Source organism: Bacillus sp. B25(2016b), from assembly GCF_001679765.1.
In the GTDB taxonomy this organism is placed as follows: Bacteria; Bacillota; Bacilli; order Bacillales; family Bacillaceae_G; genus Bacillus_A; species Bacillus_A thuringiensis_K.
In genome coordinates, this window is record NZ_CP016285.1 from 1,237,044 (window position 1) to 1,263,208 (window position 26,165).

Genomic DNA, 26,165 nt, shown 5'->3' on the forward strand with positions numbered 1-26,165 from the left:
GGAAAGGAGAGGAAGGGATGTTCACTTATTTATATGCACTGTTAGCAGGGATGGTGTTTGGTTCTTTTTTTATGCTAGTTGCGATGAGGGTTCCATTAGGTGTTTCTATTATTACCCCGCGTTCACATTGTGATTATTGCAAATATGTGCTAAGGACAAAAGAACTAATCCCCATCATTTCATTTTATATACAAAGAGGCTATTGTACGAATTGTAAGAGAAAAATTCCAATTATGTATGTAACATTTGAATATATAACAGGAGGTATATTTCTTCTTACAGTTTATATGATTGGAATAGAACGAGAGCTTATTATCATTTTATCCCTTTTTTCGCTACTTCTTATTATTTCAGTTACAGATTACTTATATATGTTAATTCCTGATTGTATTTTAATTTCGTTTGCCGTTTTACTCATTCTCGAAAGTGTTTTTGTACAATTAGTTACTTGGACAGATAGTATAGCTGGTAGTGGTGTTATATTTATTTTGTTATATTGCATGCAAAAGATATATCCAGAAGGGCTTGGCGGAGGAGATATAAAACTGCTTTCGTTACTTGGTTTTATAGTAGGAGTGAAGGGAGTTTTTATCGTTTTATTTTTAGCATCTTGTTTTAGTCTTTGTTTTTTGGGGATTGGTATCGGATTAAAACGTATAGAAGTACGAAAGCCAATTCCATTTGGTCCTTTTATTAGTCTTGGGGCAATGTGTTATGTATTAGCCGCTTATTCAAATTAGAGAGTGAATCGAAAATGAACGTATATATGGATGATCAAAGAAATTGCCCGTTCGGGTATGTGTCCGCAACTACAGTAGAATGTGCCTTGCAAATGGTTCGGGATTATGATGTGAATATTCTTTCCCTTGATTATAATATGGGCTGGGGAGCAAAAAATGGACTAGATTTTGTAGAAGCTTTTTGTACAGAGGGATTATATGTAAATGAAATTCACCTTCATACGAATGATGTCATCGGTATGCATAAGATGAAACAGAGAATGGATAAGGGAAAGGAAGAAGGAGAAATTAATCCTCACCTTTTAGTTAAATACGTGGGAAGCTAAAAACTCCAAAGTAAAACTTTGGAGTTTTTAATGTTTCATATGTGCTTGTAAAGGAATAATCTCTTCTTGTTGAGCTGTTGCGATTTCAGTTTTTTCCTGTTGAACGTCAGGTGTTTTCTTTGTTAAGTAGTGGTATACCATACCGACAAATACTGATCCACCAATAATGTTACCGATTGTAACAGGAATTAAGTTATGAATAGCACCTGAAAAAGAAATTGTCTCAGGATGCGGTGAAACTAAAGATAAAGCAAAGAGTGATAAGTTTGCAATACTATGTTCGTAGCCAGATAAGAAGAATGTGAAAACAAGTAGCATCATGACCATTATTTTTGCTGTGTCACCTTTAACCTGAGAAGGTAAGAAACAAGCAAGACATACGAGCCAGTTACATAAAATAGCTTTAAAGAATAACTGCATCGTAGGTGTGTTCATCTTTCCTTCAACGACTTTACTCATTAAGTGACCGTGATCAATTGCTTCGAAAATTCCAGTTGCGTAAAATAGTAAGGCAAAGAATAACGCGCCGGCTAAGTTACCTGCATAACAAGCAACCCAGTTACGAAGTGTATCAGAAATCGTTGTTTCTTTTCTTAAAGTTGCTACAGTAAAGTACATTGTGTTTCCAGTAAACAATTCAGCACCGCCATATATAATAAGTACGAGAGCAATCCCGAAAAACATAGAAGCAGCTAAATACGTTGCTGGTGAATCTGCAATGTGAAAAAAGTTACCTAATTTAAAACATAGTACAATAATAAAACCGATATAAATACCCGCAAGTGCAGCACGAATGAAATATTGCATTGGGTTTGTATCTAGTATTTTCTTTTTGTTTTTAGCCAGTTTGACAACATAATCTAGTCCTTGTTCTAGCATGAGTAATACGCTCCTTTAGTAAATCTTCTATAAATACTCCTTATATGAATAAAGTACATGGAATTGTTCTCACTTTCAATAAGTTTGTGCAATGTTTCACAAAAAGGACATACATACATTAAGAAAACGTTTACAAAAGGTAGTATAATGGAATTTTTTCTGGACATTGAGAGGAAGAACGGAAAAAGAAAAAGCGCTGTAATTACAGCGCTTTTTCGTCTAAATTCTTTTCTACTTTTACTTCTACTTCTTTTGAGAAGAACCAACCACCAACTGCGATTCCGACTAATACAATCCAGAATGTAAGCTTCCACGGAGTGGATTCTGGGAATGAATGTGGTATTACATTTAATGCAGGGTGTGCTAATGTATAAACTGCTAGCTTCACACCAACCCAACCTACAATTAAGAATGCTGCAGTTTCAAGTCCTGGTTTACGTTTTAAAATCTGTACGAAAGCAGTTGCTGCAAATCGCATAATGATTAATCCGATAAGTCCACCTACAAAGATAACAACGAATTGCCCAGTATCAAGACTACCAATTGTACCTAATCCTGTTTTTGGTAAAGTCATTGCTAGTGCAACAGCAGCTAAAATTGAATCAACTGCGAAGGCGATATCAGCAACCTCAACTTTAAATACAGTCCACCAAAAGTTCTCTTGTTTTTTCTTTGCTTCTTTTTCTTCTGTTTCTTCATCTGTATTCTTTTTAACATATGTTTTAAATAAGTGATTACCAGCGATAAACATAAGGTAGATGGCACCGATTGCTTGCACTTGCCATACATCGACTAAGAACGAAATCATAAATAACGATCCAAATCGGAAAACAAATGCCCCCGCTAATCCATAAAATAGTGCTTTCTTTCGTTTTTCTTCTGGTAAATGTTTTACCATAATTGCAAGAACAAGAGCGTTATCAGCCGCTAAAATCCCTTCAAGTGCAATTAGGATGAGTAATACCCAACCATACTCCAATAATAATGATACATCCATGTACATTCTCCTCTCATTTCTATAAGTTCTAAATAAGTGAAGAATTTCCCCACTATTTAGTTTCCCCATACTCCTGCCTATTAACTTTGGAAGAATCTGGAAATGAATACAAAAAAGACCTCTGCCGTTAATAGGCAAAGGTCTTGCTAGACATATGTAATAAAAAATGCCAACAAAGCCGGAAGAACTAAGTTCTACGTAATGACGACTTTGTTTCCAAGAAATATTCTTGGACGCTACTCCCCTTTGGAGATATGTTATTGTATTCTCATTATATGGATAATTTATACGGTTGTCAACCTGTTAAAATATCTTCATTCGGATATTTTATTTTCGGGTTCTTTTTACGAGCAAATGAAAAAGCCAATGTTAAAGGACCCATTTTCCCAAAAAACATCATAAAGATAATAATAGCTTTTCCGATTATAGTTAAGTGGGGTGTTAAATTCATACTGAGGCCAACAGTCCCAAATGCTGAAAATACTTCGAAAGCACTCATCAATAGAGGAACTCGCTCAGTAATACTTAAAATTAAAATAGCAAAAAAGATAAATGAAATGGAAATAATAGTAATGGTTAATGATTTGACAATGAGAGTATCTTTAATGGATTTTTTAAATACGACAATATCCTCTTGTTGTTGTAAAAATTTAAATACGCCAAAAAATATGATTAAAAATGTTGTTAACTTAATCCCACCACCAGTTGAAGCGCTACCAGCACCAATAAACATAAGGAGCATCATTAATAGGAGGGAAGGTTTTGATAATGTAGAAATATCAACTGTATTAAACCCGGCAGTTCGCGTTGAAATTGCTTGAAAATAAGAGGCCAATCCTTCTTCAAATGGGGTAAAACCTCTCATAGAAAGGGAGTTATGGAACTCGAATATAAAAATAAAAAGGGTAGCAATAATGTTGACGATTAGAGTAGAAGAGAGCATAAGTTTTGAATGTAGTGTAAGGTTTTTAAAGTTTTTCTTTCTTTTTATGTCTACGATTACTGTAAAACCAATTCCACCTAAAATGATGAGAGAGGAAATGACGAGATTGACAAGAATACTATGAGAATGGGACATTAAATTATCGCTCCACACAGAAAAGCCAGCATTGTTAAAGGCTGAGATTGAATGGAAAAAACTATAATAGATCCCTTTCGTAACCCCGTATTTGGGTACCCATTCAAAAGAAAGAATTATAGTAGCGATACATTCGACTGTAAAAGAGAATAAAAATAATGCTTTGGCAAGACGGATGACGCCGCCGATATTCGTTTGATTTAATGCTTGTTGCAGTAAAATCCGATTTTGAAGACCGATTTTTCTTCCGAGCATAATCGCAATTAAGACAGCAAAGCTCATAATGCCCAGTCCGCCTACTTGTATAAGTGTTAAAATGACACATTGGCCAAATAAGGTAAATACCTTCCCAGTGTCTACCACACCAAGCCCTGTAACCGTACAAGCAGAAACGGTTGTAAATAAAGCATCTAGCCATGAGATAGACGTTGTTGTAGCAATTGGCAACTTTAATAAGCATGTACCGATAAGTGATAACATAATAAAAGCCAATGTAAGAACACGGGGAGGACTCATGCGAATATTAATCCGTTTCATGTTACATATCGTTCCTTTCAGTTTGCTTTTACTAGTATGTGAAAAAGTACGATTATGTATGTTAAAAATAGAAAGAGGCAGAGAATATCTGCCTCTAAGCCATATGTTATATTATTATCCACGTAGTTGTTGTTGAGCTAAAGCAACAAGACGTTTTGTTACTTCACCGCCAACTGAACCGTTAGAACGAGATGCTGTATTAGATCCTAAGCTTACACCAAATTCTTGTGCAATTTCATATTTAAATTGTTCAAGCGCTTGTTCTGCACCTGGAACTAATAATTTGTTTGTTTTTACCATGTTGATACACATCCTTATGAGTAGTCCAGTTCAGCTAAGTTCTTATCTAAACTGGTAACGTTATTTTATGTGGAAACGACGTACTCATACGCGGAAGTAATCGGTGCGATTAGAAGTTCTTGGATAGAAAAAAGAGTAGCAAATTTGCTACTCTTTTTTTAGTATTGTCGCTGTTCCTTCCACGACAATATCATCTGATTGATTATATATGTTTGTTTGCAACGTAATGATTTTTTTATCGTCACGCTTCTTAATAACCTCTGCCACAACGCGAAGTGTATCACCGATTTTGACAGGGGCACGGAATGAAACATTTTGGGATAAATAAATCGTATTTTTGCCTGGGAGTTTCGTTCCAAGGATGGTAGAAATAAAACTCGAGACGAGCATTCCGTGAGCAATACGTTCTTTAAACATTGTCGTTTTTGCAAAAGAATCTAAAATGTGAATAGGATTCACATCTCCAGTCAATTTTGCAAAATTGATAACATCTTCATCTGTAATTGTTTTTGTAAGGGATGCTTGATCACCGACTTGAATCTCATCATAGCGAAGCTCCGGAACAGTTTGTGCTTCTTGAAATGGATTCATTTTGTCCTCCTTCTTTTCCATATCGAAAAATGTTAGCCATCTTGATGTAGTAGGAGGAAGAAAGAGTTTTGTTTGTGCTGCGGTTAGCTCCCACATTTTTCTTACTTGATGGAAGTAAATAGATTTTTTGAGTTTTCCTCGAACTTTTTTGCGAGTTCCAACTGTTTTGACTTGAACTCTTCCAAAAAACCCTCTAACTGTTTTTGAGCCTCTTCACGTTGTAATTGTTGTTGCTCAATAAATTGTTTTGTTGTTTCTTCAAATTGACCGCTTGTTTGTGTAAGAATTGACAAAGAAGTTTTTGTAGGAGAAACGGTAAGCTGATGCATATGAGCAGAAAGTTCCTTCCACTTGTCTTGCCATTCGTTAATTTGATCATTTAAGGAGTTTCCAGTTAATTGTTTCACGTAATCTGTATATTGGTTATTGAACTGAGCAGTGAGTTGTTGCAGTTCTTTTTCTAGTTCATCTACTCCTGATGTTAATTTATGCAAAGCGTCTTGTTGTTGTTTTAATGTTTCTAAAGTAAGTTGCTCTAACTGTTTTCCAGCTGAAGAGAAAAGGGAAAGTGATTGAGACCAGTTTTTCCAAAATGCATCGACTAATTCGTATGGTTTAGTTTCCATTGTTTGACCCCCAAATGTTTTTTTGCATATTGTGAACGCAGATTACTCTGCTGTACCACCAGGTGAAGATGAAGAATCCTTTTCATCCTTTTCTGGAGAAGTAGAAAATGGAAAGAATGCATTGGTGTATAACGTGAAAAACGTTCGCAACATATTTTGATAATGTTCAAAAGAAGTCGCACATGTTGTTAAATATTGCTCTCCATATTCAGTTAAAGAATAAATTCTTTTTGCCGGCCCTCCATCGCTTGTATCCCAAGTAGAAGAAATAAGGTTTTCTTTTTCTAATTTGCGTAGTGTTCTATAAACATTACCTTGGTCAACAGAAGAAAAGCCGATATCCATTAGCATTTGAATAAGTTTGTAACCATGAAGACTCCAGTCTTTTAGACAGAGAAGTAAGAAGGGAACTAAGAAGTTTTTTGGCATGGAGTTTGGTTGTTTCGCTTGGTTGCTCTCCAAACTTTCGCGTTGTTCTGGTTCATTTTGTAGCATGATTGTGCATCACCTCATGAATCAGTTAGATGGAATTTTTTGCTTATAAGTGCAATTTACACCTATCTGTTTTTAAAGTCAACACATTTGTTAGAAAATAGAAAAAATAAAATATAGACTTGAAGTTTTATTCAGAATATTAGAAAATAGTGAATAGGTTGAATTGTTTCAAAAACGAAAAAGGGAGTGTAGGTAAAGTGATTGATCAAAAATTCGATCCACTACAAGCATGGAAAAATGCTTATGAACAAACCGAAACATTTTGGGGAAAAGCGCTCAATGAAACAATTAAAACAGAAGAATATTCTGCTTGGATGGGCAGCGTTCTAGATTTGAATTTGTTTTATCAAAAAGCATTAAATGATACGACAAAAAACTATTTAGAACAAGTAAATGTGCCGACGAAAGAAGATATCGCAAGAGTGGCTACGCTTGTTATTAACTTAGAAAATAAAGTAGATAACATTGAGGAGTTTCTAGAAGAGAAAGTAGATTCTTTAGGACAAGCTCCTACATTAAAGCGTGATGTGACGAAAGTAAAACAAGATATTCGTACGCTTGAAACAAAAGTAGATCAAATTGTAGAATTGCTAGAAAAGCAAAATGCAGTACTAGCTAAACTACAAGTACCTGTAAAAGAAGAGGTAAAGCCTGCGAATAAACCAGAAAATAAAAAATGATAAAAGCGCTTGTTTATAACAGGTAAAAGAGAGAGGGAGAATCTCTTTTCACGTATAAACAGCGAAACATAATTATATATGGACTCTATAGTATGAGTATCAAAATGATTCATAACAATCGTTCACAAATTCATTTAAGGGGGAAAAGAAATGGTTCAATTAAATGGAAAAGTAGCAATCGTAACAGGTGGAGCAAAAGGAATTGGAAAAGCAATTACAGTAGCATTAGCACAAGAGGGAGCGAAAGTAGTTATTAACTATAATAGCAGTAAAGAAGCAGCTGAAAATTTAGTAAATGAATTAGGAAAAGACGGGCATGACGTTTATGCAGTGCAAGCGGATGTTTCTAAAGTAGAAGATGCAAACCGACTTGTAGAAGAAGCTGTGAATCATTTTGGTAAAGTTGATATTCTTGTTAATAATGCTGGTATTACAAGAGATCGTACATTCAAAAAGTTAAATCGTGAAGATTGGGAGCGCGTAATTGACGTGAATTTAAGCAGCGTATTTAATACGACAAGCGCGGTTCTTCCATACATAACGGAAGCGGAAGAAGGAAGAATTATTAGCATTTCTTCTATTATTGGTCAAGCAGGTGGATTTGGCCAAACAAACTACTCAGCAGCAAAAGCGGGTATGTTAGGATTTACAAAATCATTAGCGTTAGAACTTGCAAAAACAAATGTCACTGTAAACGCTATTTGCCCAGGATTTATTGATACTGAAATGGTAGCAGAAGTACCAGAAGAAGTACGTCAAAAAATTGTTGCAAAAATCCCAAAAAAACGTTTTGGTCAAGCTGATGAAATTGCAAAAGGTGTAGTATACCTATGCCGTGATGGTGCGTATATCACAGGTCAACAATTAAACATTAACGGCGGATTATATATGTAATGAAGTAAGAAAAAAGTGCATATCCATAGCAGGAATGCACTTCTTTTTTTAAGAAGAAAATCGACCAAAAAGGAGATAAAAAAATGACTACATTCGCAACAGAATGGGAAAAGCAATTAGAGCTATACCCAGAAGAGTACCGAAAAGCGTACCGCCGAGTGAAAAGAGCGAGTGAAATTTTATTACGTGAACCAGAGCCGCAAGTAGGATTAACGCCGAAAGAGGTTATTTGGACGAAGAATAAGACGAAGCTTTATCGCTACATTCCAAAACAAGAAAAAACACAAAGAGTTCCAATTCTGTTAATATATGCTCTTATTAATAAACCATATATTATGGATTTAACTCCTGGAAATAGTTTAGTGGAATATCTAGTGGATCGTGGTTTTGATGTGTATATGCTTGATTGGGGCACATTTGGTTTAGAAGATAGTCATTTGAAATTTGATGATTTCGTGTTTGATTATATTGCAAAAGCAGTAAAAAAAGTAATGCGAACTGCAAAATCGGACGAGATTTCTTTACTTGGTTATTGCATGGGTGGAACGCTAACTTCTATTTATGCAGCACTTCATCCGCACATGCCAATTCGTAATTTGATTTTCATGACAAGTCCTTTTGATTTCTCTGAAACAGGATTGTATGGTCCTTTATTAGATGAGAAATATTTCAATTTAGATAAAGCCGTTGATACATTTGGAAATATTCCGCCAGAAATGATTGATTTCGGAAACAAAATGTTAAAGCCAATTACGAACTTTGTTGGTCCATATGTTGCTTTAGTAGATCGTTCAGAGAATGAGCGCTTCGTCGAAAGCTGGAGATTGGTTCAAAAGTGGGTTGGTGATGGTATTCCGTTCCCAGGTGAATCATACAGACAGTGGATTCGTGATTTTTATCAAAATAATAAATTGGTTAAGGGTGAACTCGTTATTCGCGGACAAAAGGTAGACCTTGCAAATATTAAGGCGAATGTCTTAAATATTTCCGGGAAACGTGATCATATCGCTTTGCCATGTCAAGTAGAAGCATTACTAGATCATATTTCTAGCACAGATAAACAATATGTATGTTTACCAACAGGGCATATGTCTATCGTTTACGGTGGAACAGCTGTAAAACAAACATATCCGACGATTGGAAATTGGCTTGAAGAGCGTTCTAATTAAAAATAAAAAAATCCAACTAGCCTATGTTAGTTGGATTTTTTTATGAAAAATAACAAAACATAGAAAGGAGAAATTTATATTTTAGGAGTATAATTATGAAACTTATGACGGGTAAGTTGTTTTGGAATACAGGAGTTTCTGTACCTTGTTATCCACTGTTAGAAAATGATATGATATGTGATGTGCTCGTAGTCGGAAGTGGCGAAGCCGGTGCTCATATAGCGTATTCTTTAGCGAAAATCGGTATGAGTGTAATGCTTATTGAAAAAAGAGAAATAGCATGTGGTAGTACATTTGCAAATGTAGGTTTATTACAGTTTCTTCATGATAAATCGTTAACCTCACTTATCCATACATTTGGTGAAGAAAAAGGGGTACGAGCATATAAACTGTGTTACGAAGCGTTACGAACAATGGAGAAAGTGGTACCTACTCTCGATATTGATCTCTATTTTATGCCAAGAAGTAGTTTATATTATGCAAGTAAAAGTGAGGATGTCTCATTTTTACAAGAGGAGTACAATACGTTACAGAATTATGGATTTCCTGTTGAGTATTTTACAGAATCTGATATTAAGGAACGTTATCCTTTTATAAAACAAGCGGCATTGTATACACACGGTGATGCTGAGGTGAATCCGTATTTACTAGCGCATAGTCTTTTGCATAAAGCAAACCAAATGGGAGCTAATATATATGAACATACAGAGGCAATACATATAAAAAAACGGCAAAATGATTTAATTTGTTACACGAAAACAGGAAATCAAATTGTAGCAAAGAATATTATTATGGCGACGGGCTATGAAGCGCTTTTTGGAAAGAAAGAAAAAAATACAACAGTAGAGGCATCTTATGCAGTTGTGACAAATGAAATAGATCAGTTTGATGGCTGGCATGAGCGATCGTTAATTTGGGAAACAGCACGTCCCTACTTATATTTTCGGACGTTTCAAAACCGCATTATGGTAGGCGGATTAGATGAAGCGATGCAAATTCAACCGATTGGTGATACGAAACTATTGCGTAAGCGTGATATCCTTATTAACATTGTAAGAGAGATGTTCCCACAGTATAAGAATATACAAGCAGAGTATTATTGGGCAGCAGCATTTGGTAGTAGTCATGATGGTCTACCTATTTTAAAAGAAGATAAGAAGATACATAATTTATTTTACGCATTATTGCACGGAGGTAATGGAACTGTGTATGGAATGGTATTTGCCAAATTATTTGAGCAGTTATTTACAAATAAAGAAAGTAAAGATTTTTCTTTATTTAATCGATAGAAAAAAGGTAGCGAAGTGATGGAATGAGAGATATAAAAAAGTTTTTACAAAAATTACGTCCTGTACAACTCATCGTTTTGTTTTATTTATTAGCGGTAGTTGTATCGGTGATATTGCTTAGTTTACCGTTTGTTACGAAGCCTGGTGTGAAATGGACATTTATAGATTCGCTTTTTACATCGGTTAGTGCGGTAAGTGTTACGGGACTGTCTGTTATTACGATTTCAGATACGTTTACTACAGCAGGAATTATTGTTTTAGCCCTTATTCTACAATTAGGCGGCTTAGGAATTATGGCGCTTGGTACATTTGTTTGGATCATTACGGGAAAAAAGATTGGTTTGCAAAGAAGAAGATTAATTATGGCAGATCATAATCAAGGAAATTTATCGGGTCTTGTAGAATTGATGCGTTCTATTTTAATTGTAATTATTTCGATAGAACTTATTGGAGCAATCCTATTAGGTACAAGATTTTTACTTTACTTTCCGACTTGGCAAGAAGCTTATTTTCACGGTTTCTTTGCAGCTGTTAGTGCGACTACGAACGGCGGATTTGATTTAACAGGACAATCATTAATTCCATATAAAAAAGATTATATTGTTCAAATGATTCATATGTTACTAATTATTTTAGGCGCGATTGGTTTCCCTGTGCTAATGGAAGTAAAGCAATTTCTTAGTAAAAGGCGACAACAATTATTTCGTTTTTCATTATTTACAAAATTGACGACAACAACATTTTTTGCACTCGTTGTTGTTGGTACAATTATGATTTTTTTACTGGAGAGAAATCATTTTTTAGTAGGAAAGTCATGGCATGAAACTGTATTTTATACATTATTCCAATCTGTGACGACGCGAAGTGGTGGACTTGCTACGATGGATATACGTGAATTGTCACAACCGACGCTTTTATTTATGAGTATATTAATGTTTATAGGGGCATCTCCAAGTTCGGTTGGGGGCGGAATACGTACAACAACATTTGCTGTTAGTATATTATCGCTATACACTTTTGCGAGAGGCGGGAGAACGGTTAGAGTCTTCAAACGTCAGCTACATGAAGAGGATGTGCTGAAAGCATCTGTCGTTATGACAATGGGTATTTTATTATGTGCTACAGCATTATTTATTTTATCTATTACGGAAGATGTACCGCTTATGAGTCTAATTGTTGAAGTCTGTTCTGCTTTCGGAACGACAGGACTATCGACGGGTATTACGCCAGATTTAACAACTGTTGGTAAAATTGTACTCATTGTGCTTATGTTTATCGGTCGCGTTGGTATTTTAACATTTATACTAGCTAGTGGCGGAAGAGAACAGCCACCTCGCTATAAATATCCGAAAGAGCGGATTATTATTGGATAGTATGAAACCATTCTACCTATGTTAGGTAGAATGGTTTTTTAGTCGTTAATGCCAAATTGCGGATGCATAAAAGCATCCTTTTTATTATCTACTTCTTTTTTTAGCAACTCTTGATTTTCTTCTGAAATCCACCCAATATCATTTGTAGGATGGATCCATTCTTCTCCAGCCATAATGGCAGGATCTACTTCATCACTCCAATTGTTAAGCGGACTGTTCTCGGAATTATATTTACTGTCTCCAATTACAACATCATATTGATTCAAAAAAGGTTGTTGCATCGTTTTTCCTGTTCCTTTAAAAGATGGAAAATTCATTTGATGCGGGAGCGTTTCATCTAAAATGGGTGACTGAATTTTATCTTGCTTCTTCAAAATACGAGCTCCTTTTTATAATGATTTCTTCATATGTAGTATTTCCATCTAACGCCTCTTATGTACTTGTTAACACTTGCCAGTAATAATTATTTCAGCTTGCTTCAAACTAGAGTAGAAAGTGATTTCTTGAGAGCAGGTGAATGTATTGGTAAAAAGAAAAGTGAAACAAAATGCGGCAATTAACAATAATAAAACTCCGAAAGAAAGCTTACCAGATGCAGAATTTGCATTAGAGTATGAAGGAGAAAATAGCGCGAAGTATGCAAATCGTAATTCAAAAAAAGGGAAATAAAAATGAGGCGTTTTTTACAAACGCCTCATTTTTTTGTGGGATTATAAAGGAATTTTTAATTATTTGTAAATTTAGTGTTTTCTATCAGCAGAAAAATGCGAAAAAACATAGAAGTAGCAACGTATTACACAAAAACAAACAACAAACAAAAGATTAATGTTGGTTTAATACTGCTTTTACACTAGTTGTTTATATTTGAGTTGTACATAAGATTTGTAAAAGGAGAGAGAAACAGTGAAAAAAACAATCTTTAAAGCTGTAGCGACTGGAATGGTATTTTCGTTATTAATGGGGTGTGGTGCAAAGAAGGAAGAAAGTGCTGGAGCGAAAGTGAAAGATGACAAATTATCTGGATCATTAACTGTTTACACAGCGATTGAAGAAGAGCTTGTACCAATTTATCTTGATTCCTTTAAAAAGAAATATCCTGATGTGAAATTGAACATTGTACGTGATTCAACAGGAGTTATTACTGCGAAATTGTTAGCTGAAGGAAAAAATACACAAGCAGATGTTGTATGGGGAACTGCAGCATCAAGTCTATTAGCTTTAGATAAAAAAGATATGTTAAAAGGGTACTCTCCAAAAGGAGCGGACCGCGTTCTTTCGCAATTTAAAGATGACAAACAACCTGAAAAATGGGTAGGAAATACTGCATTTATGACGGGGGTTGCTATAAATAAAGAAGAATTAAAGAAGAAAAATTTACCGATGCCAGAATCATACGAAGACTTAACGAAACCAGAATATAAAGGAACGCTTGTTATGCCACATCCGGCTTCTTCTGGAACAGGATTTTTAACAGTTTCTGCATGGCTACAAATTATGGGTGAAGATAAAGGCTGGGATTACATGAAGAAACTTCATGATAATATAGCAACTTATACGCATTCAGGCTCAAAACCAGCGAAATTAGCAGGTGCAGGTGAATATCCAGTTGGCGTATCGATGGTTTATAGTGCTTTAAAGGAGAAACAAAAAGGTGCACCAGTTGAAGTTGTATTGCCGAAAGAAGGATTAGGTTGGGAAGTAGAAGCGAACGCACTTATTAAAAAAGATAATGCAAAAAATGAAAAATTAGCGCAAGCATTTTTAGATTGGGCAATTACTGATGATGTAATGAAGTTATACTTCGAGAAAAATGGATTTGCAACAATTAAAAATGATTATAAACTTCCAGATGGATTCCCGAAAGATGTGACGGAAAAATTATATAAAAAGAATGACTTTAAGTGGGCAGCAGAAAATCGCGACAAAATTTTAGAAAAATGGGAAAAAGAGTTTGGCCAAAAAGCAGAACCGAAAAAGTAAGTGAGTGGGAGAGAGAAAAAATGAGCGAATATTTATCAATTCAACACATTCAAAAACAGTTTGATGCATTTACAGCGTTAAAGGATATTTCTTTTACTGTGAAAAAAAATGAGTTTGTATGTTTATTAGGCCCAAGTGGCTGTGGGAAAACAACATTGCTTCGAATTTTAGCAGGGCTAGAAGAGGCGACAACAGGTAGTATAGCTGTGAATGGAAAAGATATTACAGCATTACCTCCTGGAAAGAGGAATTTCGGAATGGTGTTTCAATCATATGCATTATTTCCGAATTTAACAGCACTTGAAAACATTGAATACGGCTTAAAGACAAAAAAGTATGGAAAAGCAGAAGTAAAAGAGAAGGCGCTATCGGCGTTAGAACTAGTTGATTTACTGAATGTAAAAGATAAATATCCTGCTCAAATGTCTGGTGGACAACAGCAGCGAGTAGCACTTGGACGTGCGCTCGCTCTGTCTCCGGATATTTTGTTACTCGATGAGCCGTTATCTGCTTTAGATGCAAAAGTGCGAGAAAAGTTGCGTAGAGAAATGCGTGATTTGCAAGAAAAAGTAGGAGTAACAACTATTATGGTCACGCATGATCAAGAAGAGGCATTAACGATGGCTGATAAAATTGTTGTAATGAATCATGCGGAAATTATGCAGATTGGAACACCAGAGGAGATTTATCAAAGACCAGCCAATCCGTTTGTGGCAGATTTTATTGGTTCTATTAATTTCTTTTCGAAAAATAATGAAGAACATGCAATTCGTCCTGAACATGTAACAATTGTACAAAAGGACGGTATTAAAACAGTTGTGGAAAGTATGGAATTTCGCGGATCTGTATATCGGACGGAAGTGCGAGTCTTACAAGAAAACACACACCTTTATAATGAGAAAATTGTAGTGGATATATTAGCGTCAGAAGTAGAAGCAACGGCTATTAGAAAAGGAAAGCCGATTCAAATCTCTTTCTCAGAAAATCATATGTTGTCATATGGAAAGAAGGTCATTGTATAGATGGAGATGTTAGAAAACTATAAGGTAGAAAGTACGAAAAAAAAGATTAAGAGAAGTATAGGGAAAGAGGAATGGATCCAAAGGTTCGTAATTATCGGTATGATTCTTTCTTTCCTTATCATACTTGTATTACCGCTATTACAACTATTTACACAAGCTTTTTATAATAAAGATGGAGTTTTCATTGGTTTAGCGAATTTCAGTAAATATTTCACAACACCAACTTTAGTTCAGTCTTTACAAAATACAGTATGGATTTCGGGCGCAACAACAATTATTTCAGTTGCAATCGCATTCGTTTACGCATATGCAATTGCCCGTACGAATGTTTTTGGAAAGCGTGTATTTCAGTATGTAACGTTATTACCATTGTTCGCACCAACGATGATGCACGGTATAGCACTTACATATTTATTTGGTAATCAAGGGCTAGTAACGAAAGGAATGTTTGGTTTATTTGAAGGTATACAAATCCCTTTATATGGCCCAGTAGGAATTGTAATAGCTGAAGTTATGTATACATTTCCGCAAGCCTTTCTTATATTGCTAATTGCCTTCCAAGGATCTGATTATCGTTTATATGAAGCTTCTAATATGTTAGGGGCGAGTAAAACAAAGCAATTTTTCACGGTTACTTTACCTAGTGTAAAGTACGGATTAATTAGTGCAATGTTTGTTGTGTTTACACTTAGTTTTACTGATTTTGGGGCACCAAAAATTGTTGGTGGTCAATATAATGTGCTTGCTACTGACGTATACAAACAAGTAATTGGACAGCAAAATATGCCGATGGGTGCAACTGTCGGAATGATTTTATTAATCCCAGCTATATTCGCATTTGTAGTTGATCGTATTACGCAAAGAAAGCAGGCAAATTTCTTATCTTCAAAAGCAGTACCATACAGAATAATAGCTAATAAGAAAAGAGATGTCATCTCATTCATATATTGTAGTGTGATTACACTTATGATCATTCTATTATTTGTTGCAGTTGGTATTGCTGCAAGTGTGAAAGTATGGCCATATAATATGAGTTTTACATTTGAGCATTTTAATTTTTCGAGTTTAACAGGAGATGGACTTGAAGCATTTAAAAATAGCGTAATTGTTTCAGCAGTTACAGCAGTTATTGGGGCGATTTTAACATTTGCATTCGCATATGCAATTGAGAAAATAGACCAGCTACAATTTTTCAGAAAAACAGGTTACTTTTTCTCTATCGTTCCTTTAGCGATACCAGGTTTAGTACTCGGATTAGGATATGTCTTTTTCTTTAGTCAACCAACGATTCAAATTCTGGGACTATCAGTAACGAATCCGTTTCATTCTTTATACGGAACAATTGCTGTGTTAGTACTAGTAAATATCATTCATTTTTATTCTGTAACATTTGTCACGGCAACGACTGCCTTAAAGAAATTAGACCGAGAGTTTGAGCTTGTTTCGCAGTCGATGGGTATTCCGTTTTATAAAACATTCTTCCGAGTAACAGTACCAATGTGTTTACCAGCAATTTTAGAAATGGTAATGTACTACTTCGTAAATTCAATGGTAACTGTATCGGCAGTTGTATTCCTATATGCAGCTGATTTTAAACTAGCTGCCGTATCAATCGTAAATATGGATGATGCAGGAAATGTAGCGCCAGCAGCTGCAATGAGTGTACTTATTGTTGTTACAAATATTGTAGTGAGAGTTGTATATGAACGGGGAACGAAAGCACTTCGTAACCGAACTTCACAATGGCAAAAAAGATAAGTAAGAAAGGTGATGGACAGAATGAAAATTGAAGCAGTTATTTTTGATTGGGCAGGTACGACGGTTGATTACGGATGTTTTGCACCACTAGAAGTATTCATGAAGATTTTTCAAAAACGCGGCGTTGAAATTACAGCAGAAGAAGCACGTAAGCCAATGGGATTATTAAAAATAGATCATGTAAGGGCACTAACAGAAATGCCTCGTATTGCGGATGAGTGGAAGCGTGTCTTCGGTCAATTACCAACAGAAGCAGACATTCATGAGATGTATGAAGAGTTTGAAGAAATTCTCTTTTCTATTTTACCAAGTTATGCTACGCCGATTGATGGGGTAAAAGAAGTAATCGCTTCTTTACGTGAGAGAGGCATTAAAATCGGTTCAACAACGGGCTATACGAGAGAAATGATGGAAATTGTAGCAAAGGAAGCAGCGTTACAAGGATATAAACCTGATTTTCTTGTTACGCCAGATGATGTTCCAGCAGGCCGTCCATATCCATGGATGTGCTATAAAAATGCAATGGAACTTGGTGTGTATCCGATGAACCATATGATAAAAGTAGGGGACACAGTATCAGATATGAAAGAAGGTAGAAATGCTGGAATGTGGACAGTTGGTGTAATTCTTGGAAGTAGTGAGCTCGGTTTAACGGAAGAGGAAGTGGAGAGTATGGATTCGGTAGAGCTTCGTGAAAAAATTGAAATAGTTCGTAATCGGTTTGTTGAAAATGGGGCTCATTTTACGATTGAAACGATGCAGGAGCTCGAAAACGTAATGGAACATATCGAGAAACAAGAACTTATTATTTCATAAAAGGGGCACGGGATCATGAATGAAAATCACTACTTATTATTAACACCAGGACCATTAACGACAACAAAATCAGTAAAAGAAGTTATGCTATACGATTGGTGTACGTGGGATGATGAATATAATACGATGGTGCAAGAAGTAAGAGCTAAACTTGTATCGTTAGCGACGAAGGAGGAAGAGAAATATACAACAGTGTTAATGCAAGGAAGCGGTACGTTTTCAGTTGAAGCAGTAATTGGTTCTGTTATTCCGGGAAATGGGAAGCTCCTCGTTTGTACAAATGGTGCGTACGGTAAGCGCATTGTTCAAATGGCAGAGATGTTACAGATTGATGTAGTGATCAGTCAAACAGAAGAGTGGGAACCTACTAATATTGTAGAAGTAGAAAAGTTATTGCAAGAAGATAAAGAGATTACACATATTGCAGTTGTTCATTGTGAAACGACGACAGGAATTATAAATCCAATTGTAGATGTATGTAAATTAGGACAACAGTATGGAAAGGTTACAATTGTTGATGCGATGAGTAGTTTCGGCGGGATTGAAATAGACATTGCTGATTTACAAATTGATTTTTTAATTAGTAGTGCGAATAAGTGTATTCAAGGGGTTCCTGGATTCGGATTTGTAATCGCAAAACGTGATGAATTATTGAAGTGTAAAGGGCAAGGACGCTCTTTATCTCTTGATTTATATGATCAATGGGAAACGATGGAAAAACAAAATGGGAAATGGCGTTTTACTTCACCTACACATGTTGTACATGCTTTTTATCAAGCACTACTTGAACTAGAAAAAGAGGGAGGAGTAAGAGCGCGTTACAATCGATATTACAACAATCAAAAACTACTAGTAAATAGAATGGGAGAAATCGGATTTAAGCCACTAGTAGATGAGGAATATCAATCTCCTATTATTACATCTTTCATTTATCCAAAAGAGGGGTTTGAGTTTCAACAGTTATATAACGAATTAAAGCGTTATGGATTTGTTATTTACCCTGGAAAAATTTCGAAAGTAGATACGTTTCGCATTGGAAATATCGGTGATGTACATGAAGAAGATATTAATCGCTTAGTTGATATTATTGCTAAAGGAGCTGTTATTGGGTGAAAGTATTTTGCTTAGGTGGAGCAGGTAAAATTTGTCGCGAAGCTATTTTGGATTTAGTTCAATTTTCATCTTTTGAGACGATTACTGTAGCTGATTTTAACGAGGTAGAGGGTCGTAAAGTAGTAGAATGGCTCAACGACCCTCGTGTTGATTTTGTAAAAGTAGATGTAACGAATCACGAGGATACGGTTGCAAAAATGATTGGTTATGACATTGTAATGGACGGTACGACGATAAAGCTAAACGGATTGTCGACTCGCTGTATTGCAGAAGCAGGCTGTCACGGTGTGAACTTAAATGGATTTGGTGAAGAAAATGAATCGCATGCTATATTTGTTCAAAATGAAAAAACATGTTTACCTGGATTTGGCATGACGCCAGGTGTAACGCAAATGATGGCAATGCATGCAGCAAATCAACTGGATACTGTAGAGTCCGTCCGTGTAAGTCACGGTTCGTATCGTCCGATTGCTTTTTCTGCTTCAATTACAGAGACAACGACATATGAATATGATCCACATTTACCATCGCGTATAGTGTATGAAGATGGTGAATTTAAGCAAGTACTTCCGTTTGCGCGTCCGAGAGAAATAGAATTGCCAGCGCCTTATGGTAAGGCAACGCAGTATATCATTCCGCATTCTGAAACGATTACGTTAGCAAAGGCACTAGAAAATAAAGGTGTCAAACTGATAGAGACGAGAGGAACTTGGCCAAAGCAAAATATGCAACTTGTACGTGCTTTATATGATTACGGCATATTGCGTAATGATCAGATTGAAATAAACGGGAAAGAAATAGGTATTATGGATTGTATTTCGCAGTATTTATTACAATCGAAAGAAGGACAAGAAACAGAGCTTTATGGATATGCACTTCATGTAGAAGTAATAGGTATGAAAAATAATGAGAAGCAAAGACATGTGTTATATCATACACACCCGTTATCTGATGGTTCTGTTGTAGGATGGGAAAAATTAAGAGCGTATACGAGAAACGTCGGTATTCCATTTGGGATTGCTGCAGAGTTAATTGCAAATGGAAATGTAAATAGGGTGGGTGTTGTTACGCCTGAAGAAGCCTTTGAAAATCCACAATTGATTTTTGATGAGCTAGCAAAGCGTGGTATTCATATTCATGAAGAAGTTGCTACTTACAAAGAAAATTATAACTTTGTATAAGTAAGGAAGTTTATGAGGGAGATATAAATGGGGTGAAGCTATGTCTGTAGTAGGAGAAGAAAGAAAGCGAACCATTCTTGAAAAGGTAGAATTTAAAGGGAAAGTAAAGGTTTCAGAATTAGCGAGAGAATTTGCTGTATCAACAGAAACGATTCGTCGATATTTAGAAGAATTAGATCGTGAAAAGAAGCTGAAAAAAGTGTATGGTGGAGCTGTTCAACTTCCAGGCGCTGGAGTAGAGGCACCAATGTTAGAAAGAGAAATGCTACATATAGAAGAGAAGAAAAGAATTGGTTATAAAGCAGCGACATTTGTAGAAGATGGTGATGTCATTGTAATTGATGATGGAAGTACACCGCTTCAAATGGTTCCATACCTTGTTCATCGTAAAAACTTAACGATTGTAACAAGTTCATTTCCAGTAGCGACACAATTAATTTCTTCTATTAATAAAAAGATGTTTCACGGTGAAGTTTTATTTATAGGTGGAAAAGTATCTCCAAAGCATTCGCGTGTATCAGGTTCTATTTCTCAGCAAGTCATACAGCAATTCCATTTTCATAAAGCATTCGTTTCGATTGATGGGTTATTACCTAGTTTTGGAGTTTCCAGCTTTGAATTAGAGAAAGCAAAATTGTCAGAGGCGATGATGAAATTAGCTGAGAAAACATATATTTTATGTGATCATACGAAGGTAGGCGTGAAAGGGAATTATCGTATAGCAGCAATTTCGCGTATTCAACACGTAATTTGTGATAAAAAAATGCCATATAGCTTTGAAGAAGAACTTATGAAGCATAATATTCAGTGGACAGTTTGTTAAATACAGTGAAAGCACATAAACTCCCGCCTAATTTTTAGGGAGGGGTTTTATTGTCTGCAAATCGTGAAATAAAAGATTTGCATTTATGCAAAAAGTGGACACATTTTCTCACCTCTTTCATATAATTTACCAATACAAAAAAAGTTGGTCGTAGGAAAGAAGGGAGAAAATGTCAGAACGAATATATAATAAACTTGTATTGTACGCGAATATTTTGCAAAAAATCGGTGTCATCAATGAGAAGGAAAAAAGTGAAATTCTTCATACGATAGGTAAAAAATCCCTTTGAATAAAGGGATTTTTTTATTTTTATCTTTAAAAATATAAGTTTAATGTAATATTCTCATTGACAATGATAATGATATTCATTATCATTTATTTGTGAGTAATTGATAAATATTATCAATTAAGAAAATTATATATGATAGGGGATATTATTTTGAAAAAAATTTATATGAAGGCGCTAGTAGTAGCGACAACATTAGCAATTCCATTTGCTACGTACTCTACTCCAGCATTAGCGGCATTAAAAGTTGAAGCAAATCAATCGGTAGCAGCAGCGAGTGATCGCACGTATGATACTGAGATTAAAATATATAAGGACCAAAAAGACGAGCCATCTATGGTTTCTCAATATATAAAAGATCCTAAAGTAACGATTGCAGCTGGCAAAAAAGTTGTCACTGTAACAATGCAAGATAGCGATTATTTTCAATATCTTAGAATAGAAGATAGAAACCAGCCAGGTGTATTTCATGATGTGAAAGTTTTGTCAGAAGATAAGAGGAAGAATGGAACGAAAGTAGTTCAATTTGAAATTGGCGAGTTTGAGAAGAAGAACAATATGCAAATGCATATACTTATTCCGGCTATTGGATATGATCACAAATATCAAGTTCAATTTGAAATTAAAGATCCAACTGTAGGTAACAAAGAAACAGAGAAACCAGATGATAACTCTAATTCAGGCAATACGGAAACGGATAATCCAGTTGATAATCAAAATATGATAACAGATAACAAATTAAGAGAGCTTGTTAATAAAAAAGTATTTAATAGAAAAGATTTAAATACACCAATTACGAAAGATGAGTTATTACAAGTAAAGGATTTGTTTTTAAATACAAATGAGATACTTGATTATAGTGCATTAAAATATATGCCAAATTTAAAATCTTTAACAGTTGCGAATGCGAAGATAAAAGATCCGTCGTTCTTTGCGAACTTAAAGCAATTAAATCATTTAGCTTTGCGTGGTAATGAATTTGCAGATGTAACGCCACTTGTTAAGATGGATAATTTAGAATCCCTTGATTTAAGTAATAATAAAATTACAAACGTTGCACCACTAACTGAAATGAAAAATGTAAAAAGTTTATATCTATCAGGCAACCAAATAGAAGATGTAACAGCATTAGCGAAAATGGAACAACTAGATTACTTGAATTTAGCAAATAATAAAATTAAGAACGTTGCTCCATTAAGCGCTTTGAAAAATGTAACATACTTAACTTTAGCAGGTAATCAAATTGAAGATATTAAACCGTTATATTCATTACCTTTAAAAGACTTAGTATTAACGCGTAATAATGTTAAAGATTTATCGGGTATTGATGAAATGAAGCAATTAAATAAATTATTTGTCGGGAAAAATCAAATTAAAGATGTGACACCACTTACTAAAATGACTCAGCTTACAGAATTAGATTTACCTAATAATGAATTAAAAGATATTACTCCATTATCAAGTTTAGTAAACTTACAAAAGCTTGATTTAGAAGCGAATTATATTTCAGACTTATCACCAGTTAGCAATTTGAAAAAATTAATATTTCTAAGTTTTGTTGCAAATGAAATCCGTGATGTCCGACCAGTTATAGAACTAAGTAAGACGGCTTATATTAATGTCCAAAATCAAAAAGTATTTTTAGAGGAAACAGAAGTAAATAAAGAAGTAAAAGTACCTGTATATGAAAAAGATGGTGAGGTTTCTACGAAAATCCGTCTGAAGAGCGATAATGGTACGTATAGTAATGGTGTAGTGAAATGGAGTACATCAGGTGAGAAAGTATATGAATTTGGTGTGAAAGATCCATTCGCGGATACAGGAATCTTCTTTACAGGATCTGTTATTCAAAATGTAGTAGAAAGTAAAGACGGTAATACATCTAAAGAAGATGAGAAAACAGAAGTGGTAGAATTTAAAGATGTACCAAAGGGACATTGGTCAGAAGAAGCAATTAATTACTTAGCGAAAGAAAAATTATTTATAGGCTATGGAAATGGTGAATTTGGATTTGGTGATAACATTACTCGTGGACAAGTAGCACTTCTAATACAAAGGTATTTAAAATTAGAAAATAATCTAGAACCAAAAACGGCATTTACAGATACGAAAGGAAATATGTATGAAACGGCTATTGATGCAGTGGTTCAAGCTGGAATTATGACAGGATATGGAAATGGTATATTCCGTCCGGATGGAGTATTAACTCGATATGAAATGTCAGTAGTACTACAAAGAGTATTTCAGTTAAAAGAAAATGAAAATAGTACAGAGAATTTTCAAGATATACCAAATGACCATTGGGCGAAAGGGTATGTGAAAGCTTTAGTAGATAATAAAATATCAAAAGGTGACGGGGAAGGGAATTTTTTAGGAGATAATTTCGTAACACGTGAACAATATGCGCAATTTTTATATAATGCAATAAAGAAATAAAAAATGAGGAGAATGCGCTATTCTTTAATTAAAGAATAGCGCATTTTTTATGTACAAAATGAAATAGGAAATAGATAGGAGTATAGACATATGAATAGCCTATTTTAAAGAAGAACGACGAAACTATATTGACAAAAAAGCGTTCTCATGTGATAATTCAATTAAATTTTTAGAATAATCAAAAAATACTCCTTTTACATAGAAAGGATTCGAACCTTATATGAATATTATGCCGGGGGTGACGAAATGTTATTTTTTCTGAAGAAATGGAATGAATTAAAAGATGTGAAATCTGAATTGGCACTTCGTGATTGGTTTTATGGTACCAAAATTAGCTTATCGCTATGTACGTCAAAAGAGCCGTTAACATTTTTAGTAAACGTTGAGGGAAGAGATAAAGGGCTATTTTCGGAAGAAGATTTTATTGTCGTAAATTGCATGTGCGAGTCAGTATTTGAAAATGAAGAAAAACCAGCTGCAGAGTCATTTATGCATGCGGATATTTATAAAAAAAGTAGTGCAGGATGTATTTTACAAGTGCAGACTGTAGATAGTCATTTAATATCAGAGTTATATGGGGAAGAAGGAGAAGTAACGTTCGATAAACGCAGTGTGGAGCGTGTTTTCGGAAAAGAAGGTATAACAGAAATGACAATTCCAATTGTAGAAGATGAAAAAAAATTCGCTGATTTATTAGAAAGCAATGTTCCGAATTTCATTGAAGGTGGAGGGGTAGTTCTTGTTCATAATTATGGCATGATTGTGTGGGGAAAAACGCCAGAAGAAGCGAAAAAATGGTTAGAGGGTATAGAATATTTAATGAACTATCATGTAAAGTTATTAATGATTAAGGGTGCAAGGAGCTCTGTTATATAAAAATGGATGTGACATGGCTACAAGTTAATAATAAATGAAAGCGTTTTAAAAATAATTTCACTCATAAAATATAGGTCTCCTTATTATATATAGATTACATGTTGACATGTAAGGAGGAACATATTTTGCGAGTTAAATATCATTTTCTGCCAAAACAGCAAGTAACATTTTGCAAGATAAATGATTCTGGTGAAGAGGCACTGCAAATAATGAACGAAACGGGATTTCGAGCCATTCCGGTATTAGCAGAAGATGAGAAGAAATTCACGGGGATTATTTATAAAGTAGATTTATTAGAAAAAAAATGCAATAGCGGATTAGAGCATGTAAGTGCAGGAGATATGCTCGCTGATTCTAATGCATTTATTTTTGAAAAGGATTCCTTCTTCAGAGCTTTTTATGTAATTCGTCGGCTTCCGTTTTTAGCCGTGCTAAATGATTATAATGAATTTGTCGGTATGTTAACGCATTCGAATATATTTGATGTTATTGAAGATTCATTTGGTATGCGAACAGGTGGTTATATATTAACAATTGCAACACAAGATTGTAAAGGAACGATTAAAGAGCTTGGTACATTGTTAAAAGCATATAATATTGGTGGCCTATTTACGCTAGATAACGGTGATCAATATATCCGCCGCGTTATTGTAAATATATCAGATGAGTTAGATGAAACAAAATTAAAGCAATTAATCGGAAAAATAGAGAAAAAAGGATTCAGAGTGAGTCACGTAGATTATATTTAAGTTAAAAAGAAAAGTACCTATCTGTTATATATAGATAGGTACTTTTTTGTCCTGCTATTTGTGGGCAGTAAAATCCACGTCTCAAAATTTGGTGAAAGCAAAGAAGTTAGGTGGGCGGGTGTTGCCCGTAAAAGCCCGATTGGTGAGGGCTAATTAAAGTTTCACTTTATGTGAGTAATGAACTTTATTTTGAAACAGGAGGCGGGGATAATGCTAGATCAGATAAGAAAATAAAGTCTGCATGCTCACGAATTTTAGGGATAGAAGTTTCAATAACGCGTGATGTAATTTCACCTGGAGGACCCACATGCCCGATAGCTACCATAATAGGTTTTTCTTGAATTTTTTTGATGAGTAATTGGGCTTGTTTTGAAATATGCCTTGTTGTATACACATCATCAAAAAATAGTTGGTTTTCAATAATAGGAACTCCTAATTCTTTTCCGATTTTTGGGACGACACTATTAGGGTTAGTTTTACTATCTAAGTAAAATAAACCGTGTTTTTTACAAGCAGCAAGTATAAGGCGAACAATTCTTTCATCCGCTGTTACTTTTGAGCCCATATGATTGTTCATTCCAATTGCATGCGGTACTTCTTGAATCGCTTGTTCAAGTCGGTTGTTTATTTCTTCATCACTTAAATCAGTTGTAATTGCTTTCGGCCCAAGCCATTCTTTTTTGCCTTTTATAGGTTCCATTGGCATATGTATAATAACTTCATGGCCTTTCTTATGGGCAGCTATTGCATCTTCTTTTGTGGAAGGAAGAAAAGGCATAACAGCAACAGTGAGTGGAATGGGAAGTGATAACATTTGATTAGTCCCCTTCATATTATTACCGAAATCATCAATGACAATAGCAACTTTATTCGTATGAGCATTTGCTTGAATAGGAAATAAGAAGGACGGTAAAAACAAAACAATGATGAATAATGCAATCGTATATTTTCGCATATAAATATTTCCTTTCTATTGTTATCCCGCTATTTGTGGTAGTAAGACTCCCACCTCAACATTGGGCTGGATAGGTGGGAGATTCACTGCCTACCCGATTGGTGAATGCTAATAATCAGTGGGGGCTGAACAAAAAACACTGATTAAAGTTTCACTTTATCAATCATCATTATGTTTTGCTTTTTTATATAAATTA

At 34.9% G+C, this 26,165-nt stretch carries 27 protein-coding genes and 1 riboswitch; of the genes, 18 read left to right on the plus strand and 9 right to left on the minus strand.

What is annotated here, in order from left to right; translation table 11 throughout:
* The first annotated feature begins 17 nt into the window (after positions 1–17).
* Both BAQ53_RS06340 and BAQ53_RS06345 read left to right on the plus strand, forming a co-directional pair.
* On the plus strand, positions 18–740 hold the full coding sequence (locus BAQ53_RS06340) for a prepilin peptidase (protein ID WP_000495722.1): 723 nt from the start codon (positions 18–20) through the stop codon (positions 738–740).
* Positions 741–754: 14 nt separating this feature from the next.
* Positions 755–1,066: a cyclic-phosphate processing receiver domain-containing protein gene (locus BAQ53_RS06345; protein ID WP_208906626.1), complete on the plus strand. Its 312-nt coding sequence runs from the start codon at positions 755–757 to the stop codon at positions 1,064–1,066.
* A 27-nt stretch (positions 1,067–1,093) separates the two neighbouring features.
* Here the strand turns inward: BAQ53_RS06345 and BAQ53_RS06350 are convergent, their stop codons facing one another.
* The 7 genes from BAQ53_RS06350 to phaQ all read right to left on the minus strand — a co-directional run bounded on the left by BAQ53_RS06350 (position 1,094) and on the right by phaQ (position 6,569).
* Positions 1,094–1,945 (minus strand): formate/nitrite transporter family protein, encoded by an 852-nt coding sequence (locus tag BAQ53_RS06350; RefSeq protein WP_000893022.1) that lies wholly within the window; start codon positions 1,943–1,945, stop codon positions 1,094–1,096.
* A 202-nt stretch (positions 1,946–2,147) separates the two neighbouring features.
* Positions 2,148–2,942 carry a TerC family protein gene (locus BAQ53_RS06355; protein ID WP_000383326.1) on the minus strand — a complete coding sequence of 265 codons (795 nt, stop codon included), beginning with the start codon at positions 2,940–2,942 and terminating at the stop codon, positions 2,148–2,150.
* Positions 2,943–3,024: 82 nt separating this feature from the next.
* A riboswitch (yybP-ykoY riboswitch) is annotated at positions 3,025–3,199 on the minus strand.
* A 38-nt stretch (positions 3,200–3,237) separates the two neighbouring features.
* Positions 3,238–4,557, minus strand: a complete 1,320-nt coding sequence (locus BAQ53_RS06360) for a TrkH family potassium uptake protein (RefSeq protein ID WP_000822325.1) — start codon at positions 4,555–4,557, stop codon at positions 3,238–3,240.
* 114 nt (positions 4,558–4,671) lie between these two features.
* Complete coding sequence (locus tag BAQ53_RS06365; protein ID WP_000241212.1) at positions 4,672–4,857, minus strand: alpha/beta-type small acid-soluble spore protein; 186 nt, start codon at positions 4,855–4,857, stop codon at positions 4,672–4,674.
* Between the two features lie 147 nt (positions 4,858–5,004).
* The gene (locus tag BAQ53_RS06370) at positions 5,005–5,448 is read right to left on the minus strand and encodes a MaoC family dehydratase (protein WP_001067916.1); all 444 of its coding nucleotides are present in this window, start codon (positions 5,446–5,448) and stop codon (positions 5,005–5,007) included.
* Between the two features lie 101 nt (positions 5,449–5,549).
* A complete protein-coding gene (phaP, locus tag BAQ53_RS06375) occupies positions 5,550–6,074 on the minus strand; it encodes a polyhydroxyalkanoic acid inclusion protein PhaP (protein WP_000448594.1) in 525 nt (174 codons plus the stop codon).
* A 42-nt stretch (positions 6,075–6,116) separates the two neighbouring features.
* Complete coding sequence (phaQ, locus tag BAQ53_RS06380) at positions 6,117–6,569, minus strand: poly-beta-hydroxybutyrate-responsive repressor (RefSeq protein ID WP_000939955.1); 453 nt, start codon at positions 6,567–6,569, stop codon at positions 6,117–6,119.
* Positions 6,570–6,766: 197 nt separating this feature from the next.
* Between phaQ and phaR the strand changes: the two genes are divergently transcribed.
* From phaR to BAQ53_RS06405, 5 genes are all read left to right on the plus strand, one after another.
* Positions 6,767–7,249 (plus strand): polyhydroxyalkanoic acid synthase subunit PhaR, encoded by a 483-nt coding sequence (phaR, locus tag BAQ53_RS06385; protein ID WP_000566944.1) that lies wholly within the window; start codon positions 6,767–6,769, stop codon positions 7,247–7,249.
* Positions 7,250–7,399: 150 nt separating this feature from the next.
* Positions 7,400–8,143: an acetoacetyl-CoA reductase gene (locus tag BAQ53_RS06390; RefSeq protein WP_000250407.1), complete on the plus strand. Its 744-nt coding sequence runs from the start codon at positions 7,400–7,402 to the stop codon at positions 8,141–8,143.
* Positions 8,144–8,226: 83 nt separating this feature from the next.
* Positions 8,227–9,312: a class III poly(R)-hydroxyalkanoic acid synthase subunit PhaC gene (gene phaC, locus BAQ53_RS06395; protein ID WP_000206336.1), complete on the plus strand. Its 1,086-nt coding sequence runs from the start codon at positions 8,227–8,229 to the stop codon at positions 9,310–9,312.
* A gap of 95 nt (positions 9,313–9,407) precedes the next feature.
* Positions 9,408–10,601 (plus strand): NAD(P)/FAD-dependent oxidoreductase, encoded by a 1,194-nt coding sequence (locus BAQ53_RS06400; RefSeq protein ID WP_208906627.1) that lies wholly within the window; start codon positions 9,408–9,410, stop codon positions 10,599–10,601.
* A 23-nt stretch (positions 10,602–10,624) separates the two neighbouring features.
* Positions 10,625–11,974, plus strand: coding sequence for a TrkH family potassium uptake protein (locus tag BAQ53_RS06405; RefSeq protein WP_001204713.1), 1,350 nt, complete (start codon positions 10,625–10,627; stop codon positions 11,972–11,974).
* 38 nt (positions 11,975–12,012) lie between these two features.
* On the opposite strand, the gene BAQ53_RS06410 is transcribed toward BAQ53_RS06405, so the two are convergent.
* Complete coding sequence (locus BAQ53_RS06410) at positions 12,013–12,348, minus strand: DUF3905 domain-containing protein (protein WP_000743724.1); 336 nt, start codon at positions 12,346–12,348, stop codon at positions 12,013–12,015.
* 148 nt (positions 12,349–12,496) lie between these two features.
* On the opposite strand from BAQ53_RS06410, the gene BAQ53_RS06415 reads away from it, so the two are divergent.
* From BAQ53_RS06415 to cbpA, 11 genes are all read left to right on the plus strand, one after another.
* Positions 12,497–12,643: a hypothetical protein gene (locus BAQ53_RS06415; protein ID WP_000240798.1), complete on the plus strand. Its 147-nt coding sequence runs from the start codon at positions 12,497–12,499 to the stop codon at positions 12,641–12,643.
* Positions 12,644–12,877: 234 nt separating this feature from the next.
* On the plus strand, positions 12,878–13,954 hold the full coding sequence (locus tag BAQ53_RS06420; protein WP_000750900.1) for a putative 2-aminoethylphosphonate ABC transporter substrate-binding protein: 1,077 nt from the start codon (positions 12,878–12,880) through the stop codon (positions 13,952–13,954).
* A 20-nt stretch (positions 13,955–13,974) separates the two neighbouring features.
* A complete protein-coding gene (locus BAQ53_RS06425; RefSeq protein WP_074593923.1) occupies positions 13,975–14,976 on the plus strand; it encodes a putative 2-aminoethylphosphonate ABC transporter ATP-binding protein in 1,002 nt (333 codons plus the stop codon).
* Positions 14,977–16,734: a putative 2-aminoethylphosphonate ABC transporter permease subunit gene (locus BAQ53_RS06430; RefSeq protein WP_208906628.1), complete on the plus strand. Its 1,758-nt coding sequence runs from the start codon at positions 14,977–14,979 to the stop codon at positions 16,732–16,734. It abuts the gene before it with no gap.
* A gap of 21 nt (positions 16,735–16,755) precedes the next feature.
* The gene (gene phnX, locus BAQ53_RS06435; RefSeq protein ID WP_000687400.1) at positions 16,756–17,550 is read left to right on the plus strand and encodes a phosphonoacetaldehyde hydrolase; all 795 of its coding nucleotides are present in this window, start codon (positions 16,756–16,758) and stop codon (positions 17,548–17,550) included.
* A gap of 15 nt (positions 17,551–17,565) precedes the next feature.
* Positions 17,566–18,663, plus strand: coding sequence for a 2-aminoethylphosphonate--pyruvate transaminase (gene phnW, locus BAQ53_RS06440; protein ID WP_208906629.1), 1,098 nt, complete (start codon positions 17,566–17,568; stop codon positions 18,661–18,663).
* The gene (locus BAQ53_RS06445; RefSeq protein ID WP_000862177.1) at positions 18,660–19,844 is read left to right on the plus strand and encodes a saccharopine dehydrogenase family protein; all 1,185 of its coding nucleotides are present in this window, start codon (positions 18,660–18,662) and stop codon (positions 19,842–19,844) included. The genes phnW and BAQ53_RS06445 overlap by 4 nt, the downstream gene beginning before the upstream one ends.
* Positions 19,845–19,884: 40 nt before the next feature.
* Positions 19,885–20,667 carry a DeoR/GlpR family DNA-binding transcription regulator gene (locus BAQ53_RS06450; RefSeq protein WP_065223916.1) on the plus strand — a complete coding sequence of 261 codons (783 nt, stop codon included), beginning with the start codon at positions 19,885–19,887 and terminating at the stop codon, positions 20,665–20,667.
* Between the two features lie 439 nt (positions 20,668–21,106).
* Complete coding sequence (locus BAQ53_RS06455; protein WP_208906630.1) at positions 21,107–23,389, plus strand: NEAT domain-containing leucine-rich repeat protein; 2,283 nt, start codon at positions 21,107–21,109, stop codon at positions 23,387–23,389.
* Positions 23,390–23,635: 246 nt separating this feature from the next.
* Entirely contained in the window at positions 23,636–24,265 is a 630-nt protein-coding gene (locus BAQ53_RS06460) for a class II aldolase/adducin family protein (protein WP_000896006.1), read from the plus strand.
* Between the two features lie 125 nt (positions 24,266–24,390).
* Positions 24,391–25,014: a cyclic di-AMP binding protein CbpA gene (gene cbpA, locus BAQ53_RS06465; RefSeq protein WP_208906631.1), complete on the plus strand. Its 624-nt coding sequence runs from the start codon at positions 24,391–24,393 to the stop codon at positions 25,012–25,014.
* 184 nt (positions 25,015–25,198) lie between these two features.
* On the opposite strand, the gene BAQ53_RS06470 is transcribed toward cbpA, so the two are convergent.
* Positions 25,199–25,969 carry a divergent polysaccharide deacetylase family protein gene (locus tag BAQ53_RS06470; RefSeq protein ID WP_208906632.1) on the minus strand — a complete coding sequence of 257 codons (771 nt, stop codon included), beginning with the start codon at positions 25,967–25,969 and terminating at the stop codon, positions 25,199–25,201.
* Positions 25,970–26,165: the final 196 nt, after the last annotated feature.